3 protein-coding genes and 1 pseudogene are annotated in these 7,773 nt (G+C 59.4%); all 4 read right to left on the bottom strand.

The features are described 5' to 3' along the window. Nucleotides 1-6 precede the first annotated feature (6 nt). Complete coding sequence (locus tag NO352_RS14580; RefSeq protein WP_289355975.1) at nt 7-432, bottom strand: condensation domain-containing protein; 426 nt, start codon at nt 430-432, stop codon at nt 7-9. Next, nucleotides 429-1,553, bottom strand: coding sequence for a condensation domain-containing protein (locus tag NO352_RS14585; protein WP_289355976.1), 1,125 nt, complete (start codon nt 1,551-1,553; stop codon nt 429-431). The genes NO352_RS14580 and NO352_RS14585 overlap by 4 nt, the downstream gene beginning before the upstream one ends. Beyond that, complete coding sequence (locus NO352_RS14590; RefSeq protein WP_289355977.1) at nt 1,526-7,534, bottom strand: non-ribosomal peptide synthetase; 6,009 nt, start codon at nt 7,532-7,534, stop codon at nt 1,526-1,528. Before NO352_RS14590 ends, NO352_RS14585 begins: the two co-directional genes overlap by 28 nt. 2 nt (nt 7,535-7,536) lie before the next feature. Continuing rightward, nucleotides 7,537-7,767, bottom strand: a pseudogene (locus tag NO352_RS25160) (condensation domain-containing protein); the annotation flags it as partial. Between the last annotated feature and the right edge of the window lie 6 nt (nt 7,768-7,773).

The following is a 7,773-nucleotide window of genomic DNA, read 5'->3' on the forward strand; positions in this document are numbered from 1 at the left end:
TTCGCTTCATAGCCTTGCGCCTCCGGCGCGCAAGGCGTTGTAGATTCCCAATACTTCTTCCATCACCAGCGGCAAGCACCAGCCGTCCATCAACAGGTGATGGAAGCTCCATATCACCTCGTGGGTTTGCTCTCCTGTGCGGAGCACCGCCACACGCATCAGGCTCTCCGACGCTACCGCAAAGCCTTGCTTCCGGTCGTCCGACTTCCACTGTGCTATGCAGGCTGCCTGCTCGCCCGCGTCGTGCATCGTCAGATCGCAATAGGTGATTATAAACGGCCGCTTCCGGTACACGACTTGCAGCGGTTCGCTTCGCCACTGACTGTCGATGCTCGTTCGCAGCACCGCATGCCGCTGCACGACGGTTTGCCAGCTTTGTTCAAACGCTGCCGGCTGCAGCTCGCCTTGCAGGGTCAGATGGATCTGGTTCACGTAAGCTCCTGCCTGCGGATCCAGACGGCTGTGGAACAGATCCCTTGCTGCATCGGCGTCAACGCATATACATCTTCGATCTCACCTAATGCTGCGTTACGCTGCATGAGCGCATCCAGCTCTTCTTGCGTAAAGCCAGGCTGCAGCAGATCGCTTGGCGTCAGTTCCGTCCTCTCCTGCGCGACACAATGGGCGAGCAGCTCTTGTAAGCTGATCTGTAACTCGTGCGCGAAGCGCTCCATCGTCGCTTGGCGGTATTGCTCCGCGCTGTAGCTGATGTGGAGTCGAAGCGCTCCTTCCGCGATCATGCCGTTGCATTCCAGCGCCGCCGCACGCTGTCTTCTGCCGCTTATCGCCTCGCCCGTAGAAAGCGGCGAGATTCGCAGCGCGCTGTGCTCCAAATCCTGATCGAACTGTCCTAAATAGTTGAACGAAATGTCAGGATCGCACGCCCACTCCGCCTCATTCGGCACGGACATGTAGCGCAGAAGACCGTAGCCGATCCCTTTATGCGGAATCGCCCGCAGCGTTTCCTTCACGCGCTTAATCCGCTGCGGCAGGCTCATTTCCGGCTCGATCTCCAGCACCACCGGATACGCGCTCGTAAACCAGCCGACCGTCCGGCTAACATCCACATCCGCCGCAATCGGTTCTCTGCCGTGTCCTTCCAGCAAGACCGCCACGCGTTCGAGTCCGCTCCACGCTTGAACCGCCATGGCCAGTGCAGTCAGCAACAGATCGTTGACCTCCGTCCCGTAGGCCCGGTGTGCTTCTTTCAACAATTGCTGCGTCTGTGCCTGCGACCACTCCACCGTCAGCGACCGGCTGGCGGCCAGCGTGGACGCGCCTTGCTCATCATCTTTAGGCAGAGGCACTAGATCCTTCTCTACAACCGACTGCCAGTAAGCACGCTGCATCTCCAACGCCGGACTTGCCGCATAGGCGCCAAGCTGCTGCGCCCATGTTTGAAACGAGTCCGTTTTCAGCGGCAGCCGAATGTCCTGTCCTTGCGCCGCTTGTTCGTAAGCTGACGCGATATCCTCAAAAAGGATGCGCCAAGATACTCCGTCGACGACCCAATGATGAATCGCGATCAGCAAATGATAACCCGCTGGCTCCATGTTTCTTCGCCACGGAAGTCAAATACGTCCAGACAATAGCTTTCGCCGTCTTCCACACTACGGTTCCAAGCGGCATAGCCGTCTTCCGTCTGCGTTACAATTATCCGCAGCGCGTCGTGATGCTTGGCAATGCGCTGCATCGTCAGGCGCAGCGCTCCAATGTCGAACCGGTCTTCCCGGTGCAGCATGACCGCGTGGTTGAAATGATGCAGATCCACGGGATCATGCTGCACGATCTCGACCTTATATCCGGCTTGCAGCAGCCGTGAAGCGACTTGAATTGCTTTGATTGAATCGCCGCCAAGCTCAAAGAAATGATCGAAGATGCCAATCTTCTCTGCGCCCAACACCGACTTCCAGACGGACACGAGCGCTTTTTCCTCGCCCGTGCGCGGGGCGACGTATTCCGTCCCCGCACTCAAACCTTCTTCCGGCGCCGGCAGTGCTTTGCGGTCCACTTTGCCGCTGGAGGTCAGCGGCATCCGGTCGAGCTGCGTAAAGTATACCGGAATCATGTATTCTGGCAGCTCGCGGGCCAGCGCCTTCCTCAGCTCTCCGACCGTCAGCACGCGCTCCGCCACAATGTACGCGCACAACTGCTTTTGCCCGGCAGCATCCTCGCGTGCAACCACGGCCGCCTCTTCCACCGCAGCTACCTTCAGGAGCTGCGCTTCGATTTCTCCAAGCTCGATCCGGTAACCGCGGATTTTCACCTGATCGTCGATCCGGCCCAAATAATCCACAGTGCCATCAGGCAGCCAGCGGGCCAAATCGCCTGTTCGGTACATCCGGCGGCCCGGCTCGAACGGATTTTCGACGAACTTTTCCGCTGTCAGCTCCGGACGGTTCAAGTAGCCTCTGGCCACCCCGGCGCCCGAGATGTACAGCTCCCCGGCGACGCCGATCGGCTGCAATCCGCCGCGCGCGTCCAAAATATAGACCGTCGTATTATGAATCGGCTTGCCTACAGTCGCTTTTACGTTTGAATAACATGGACCTGTGAGAACCTCGATCGTCGTTTCCGTAGGTCCGTAGTGATTGTACAGACGATAGCCAAGCTGCAAAACTTCCTCTTTCAGCCGATCGTCCAGCTTTTCTCCACCGGCGATGACATGTTGCAAGCCCGGTAGTTTGGTTTGACTCACGAGCAGTTCCCGAATGTAAGACGGCGTGAAGTTGATCGTATTGATCTTGTTCTCGTGGATGTAGTCCAGCAGCTTAGGCGGATTCAGCAACGTCTCTTTCTGGATCATGTGCAATGTTTTTCCGGTCATCAGGCTGCCAAATAATTGTTCTACGCTAGGATCGAATGTAAACGATGTCGTTAACATCAGGTTATCGCTCAGCTCATAGCGGGAAATATACCAGGAAATGACGTTGGCGGCATTCCGGTGCTCTACCATAACCCCTTTTGGCTTGCCTGTCGAGCCAGACGTATAGATGACGTAGGCCAAATCGCTCGGACTGGAAACATTCACTAGGTTCGTGGCATCTTCAAGGTAAGCGGCGGGATCGTCCAGCCTGATCAGTGCTTTTGCAAACTGGCTGGCGTATTCCTGGAAGCGTGTCTGCAGAAGCAGCGGCGATGCGCCTGAATCCTCCAGCAGATAACGGATGCGCTCGGACGGATACGCCGGATCGATCGGCACATAAGCGCCTCCAGCCTTCAAAATAGCCAAAATGCCGACGACCATCTCCAGCGATGGCTCCGCCATAATGCCGACCAACCGGTCAGCTTCCACACCCGCGGCCTGAAGCGTCCGCGCCAGCCGGTTGGCTCGCTTATTCAGCTCGGAGTACGTCAGTTGATGATCTTCAAATACCACAGCCACTGTGTCCGGTGTTTTCGCCGCTTGTTTTTCGAACAACTTATGCAACGTTGCTTCCGCCGGCAGCTCAACCGCCGTATCGTTAAATGTCACCAGCAGCTCTTCCCGCTCGTCAGTCGTCAGCACCTCGATGCTTCCCAGCATCGCCTGCGGATGATGAATCGCTTGACGCAGCAGCTCGGTAAAGTGACCCGCCCAACGCTCGATCGTCGTCCGTTCGAACAGTTTCGACGCATATTCCAGGGTGCATCGCATCCCCTGCTCGTGCTCGCTGACCGACAGCGTCAAGTCGAATTTCGCTGCTCCGCTCTCGATCGGATACGGCGTCCATTCCAGACCCGCCAGCTCCAATTCGGCCTGCTCGGTGTTTTGCAGCACCAGCATGGCATCGAACAAAGGATTGCGGCTCATATCCCGCTGCTTCACCACCTGCTCCACCAGTTCCTCGAACGGGTAGTCCCCATGCTCCAAGGCCCCGAGCGCCGTCTGCTTCACTTCCTGCAAGTAAGCAGAGAACGGCTTTTCTCCGGACGGGTTCATCCGCAGCGCCAGCGTGTTCACAAACATCCCCAGCATCCCTTGCAGGTCCGCATGGGAACGCCCGGCGATCGATGTACCGACGATCAGTTCTTCTTGACCGCTTAACCGCCCCAGCAGGGCGCTGTACGCGGCCAGCAGCACCATGTATACGGTCGCGCCGTTTTCCCGGGCCATCTCTCTGACCGCTTCGGCCAGCACACTGTCCAGCTCGAAATCGACCCGATCCCCCTCGAAGCTGCGCACCGCCGGTCGCGGAGCATCCGTCGGCAGGCTCAGCACCGGCAGCTCGCCTGCAAACTGGCTCAGCCAGTAGCTTTCCATCTTCCGGTAGGCCGCACTTTGTCGGTACCCCTGCTGCCAGAGCGCATAATCTTTGTACTGCAGCCGCAGCGGTTCCAATTCTTCTCCCGCATACAGCTTCGTCAATTCCTGCACCAAAATGTTCATGGAGGTACCGTCGGACACGATATGATGCATGTCGAACAGCAGCACGTGATCCGTTTCGTCCAGCCGCACCACCGTCGTACGCAGCAGCGGCGCAACGCCAAGGTCAAACGGACGGAGGAAGCGACGAATGAACGCCTGCGCCTCGGCTCCTCTTGCCTCCTCGTACATGACGGTGAAGCCGGGAGCCTCTATGATGCGCTGCATCGGCTCCCCGTCTACCGCCGCAAACGCTGTGCGCAGCGATTCATGACGGGCGATGAGCGCCTGTAGGGCGGCTTCCAGCCGCTGGCGATCCAGCGCTCCCGTCAGGCGAAGCGCCGCAGGCATGTTGTAGCTCAGCTCGGCGCCCTCCAACTGCTGCAGCACATACAGCCGTTTTTGCGCGGACGACAACGGATACGCCGCCTGCAGCGTAGCAGGCACAAGCGCTTCAAAGGTGCTGCCCTCCGCCGCCTCCAGGGCAGCCGCCAAGCTTTCAATCGTTGGCGAGAGGAACAATTGCCGCAGCGGCACCTCCGCCTCCAGCGTCTGATGAATGCGCGATACGAGCGTCATCGCCCGGAGCGAATGGCCCCCGATGTCAAAGAAGTTATCGCGGATGCCGACACGCTCCAGCCCCAGCACCTCTTGCCATAGCTGCGCCAGCTTCGCTTCCGTCGCCGTGCGCGGCGCTGCATATTCCGTTCCCGTTCGCAGCGCCCCTTCCGGCGCTGGCAGCGCCTTGCGGTCCAGCTTCCCGTTTGGCGTGAGCGGCATCTTCTCCAAGCGAATGAAGTGCGTGGGGATCATATAAGACGGAAGGCCTGCCGACAACTTGCTCCGCATCGCCTGCGCCGTGAGCTCACCGCTGCCCGTTACATAGGCGCACAGTTCCTGCGTTTCCCCGGCAGCAACGGTCACGACCGCTTCCTTGACGCCTTCAACTCGCAGCAGATGCGCTTCGATCTCGCCCGGTTCGATCCGGTACCCGCGGATCTTCACCTGATGATCGATCCGGCCTAGATGCTCCAGTCGGCCATCCGGCAGCCAGCGGGCCAAATCACCCGTCCGGTAGATCCGCTCCCCGGGGAGGTACGGATGATCGACAAACTTCTCTCTGGTCAGCTCTTCGCGCGCCCAGTATCCGCGGGCGACCCCGGCGCCTCCGAGGCACAGCTCGCCTACGGCTCCGATCGGCTGCAACTGCAGCGCTTCGTTCAGCACATACGCCTGCGTGTTCGCCAGCGGACGGCCGATACTAACTTTTTCTCCTTCGCTATCCTCCAAATGTTCAAACGTAGACCATACCGTCGTTTCCGTCGGGCCGTACATATTGTACAGCGACGCATTCGTTTGTGCTCGAAGCTGCTCCAGCAGCGCCGCTGGCAGCGGCTCGCCGCCGATCAACAGGGCTGGTATACGGCGCAGCTGCGCGGCGCTATGCTCCTGCTTCAGCATCATCGACAGCCTCGAAGGCGTTGTCTGCATCAGTTGTACCGGATGCTCCGCCAGTAAATCGCCTAGCAGTGCAGGATCCTGAAGCTCCGCTTCATTGGCGAGAACGATCTGCATCCCGCAGCTGAGCGGTACCCAGCTCTCGGTCACGAAGATGTCGAAGGACACCGTAGTGACCGAGAGGATCGACGCAGATGGCGCAAACGGCAGTGAGCGCACCATCCCCGCGATAAAGTTCACGACGTTCCGGTGCTCCACCACCACGCCTTTTGGCTTGCCGGTGGTGCCCGACGTGTAGATCACATACGCGCTGTTCATCGGCGTTGTCGGTACATCCGTTGCTCCCGTGGATGCCGGCGAATAGGCTTCCAATTCTTCCGCGGGGGCGAATCTCACCATGGCGGAGCAGTTCCCTTCGGCATCCGTGACGGCCAAGCGTTCCTTCTTTCCTTCGACAGCCGCAGCGGCTATTTCCGTAACAGCGGAACGTTCCTCATCCAAGCACGTAACAGCCAAACGTTCCTTATCCAAGAACAGGACATGTCGCAGCGGCGTTTCTTCCCAGTCTGCCACCGTTTCCGTCTGTGCCCCTTCGCTCAGCAGGATTTGGATACCGGCATCCTGAATCATTCCCTCGATGCGCGCTGCCGGCAGCGCCGGATCCAGCGGCACATAGGCCGCGCCAGCTTTCAGCACGCCCAGCAGAGCTGCGATCAGTTGCGGCGAACGGCTGAGCAGCACCCCGACGCGGTCTTCGCTTCTCACCCCGTGCGCACGCAGCCAGCCAGCGATGCGGTTGGCTCGCGCTTCCAGCTCGCCGTACGTCCATACGGCCTCTCCGCTTACGAGCGCCGGTTGCTCCGGCGTCAGGGCAGCCTGCTGTTCGAATAGCGCATGCACCGTTGCTTCCGCAGGCAGCTCAACCGCCGTATCGTTAAATGTCACCAGCAGCTCTTCCCGTTCTTCCGCCGTCAGCAGTTCCAGCTTTTCTACCGCCACGTTCGGGGTGGACACGATCTGCTCTACCATCCGCATCCAGTGACCTTGCAAGCGCTCCATCGTGCCTTGCTCGTACACCTGTCCGTTGTAGTCAAAATGAATGTGCAGCTCTTCTCCCGGCTGAATCATCACATTCAGGTCGTAATTCGTTTGTTCCTCCGCCTGAACCCCCGTAATTTCCAGTCCGCTTGCATCCGCTGACGCTTCCGCCTGCGCGGTTTGCATCGGGTAATTCTCGAACACAAGAATATGGTCGAACAGCTCTCTCGTTCCGGCGCACTGCGCCTGGATTTCGTGCAGCGGATAGTAGGCGTAACCTTGCGCAGTCAGCGCCTGCGCCTGCATGCGGCGCAGCAGGTCCGCAACCGTTTCCCGTCCCTCGCACGCTACCCGGACAGGCAGCGTATTGATGAACAGTCCGATCATCCCTTCCACGCCGGGAAGGTCTGCCGGTCTGCCCGAAACGACACCGCCAAATACCGCATCCCGTTCGCCGCTGTAGGCGTGCAGCACCAGTCCCCATGCCGTTTGCAGCAGCGTGCTTACCGTTACGCCGTGCGCAGTGGCCGCCAGTGCGATGGCTTTGCTCTGCTCCTGAGGGACGCTCCAGCTCACCCGTTTCGCTTCATAGCCTTGCGCCTGACGCTGCCGCTTCGGCAGCGCAGATAACGCTTTTCTTCCATCACCAGCGGCAAGCACCAGCCGTCCATCAACAGATGATGGAAGCTCCATATCACCTCGTGGGTTTGCTCTCCTGTGCGGAGCACCGCCACACGCATCAGGCTCTCCGACGCTACCGCAAAGCCTTGCTTCCGATCCTCCGACTTCCACTGTGCTATGCAAGCTGCCTGCTCGCCCGCGTCGCTCCTCGACAGATCGCGATAGACGATTGTGAACGGCCGCTTCCGGTACACGACTTGCAGCGGTTCGCTTCGCCACTGACTGTCGATGCTCGTTCGCAGCACCGCATG

The sequence above is a fragment of the Paenibacillus sp. S-12 genome (assembly GCF_030363895.1).
GTDB lineage: Bacteria > Bacillota > Bacilli > Paenibacillales > Paenibacillaceae > Paenibacillus_B > Paenibacillus_B alvei.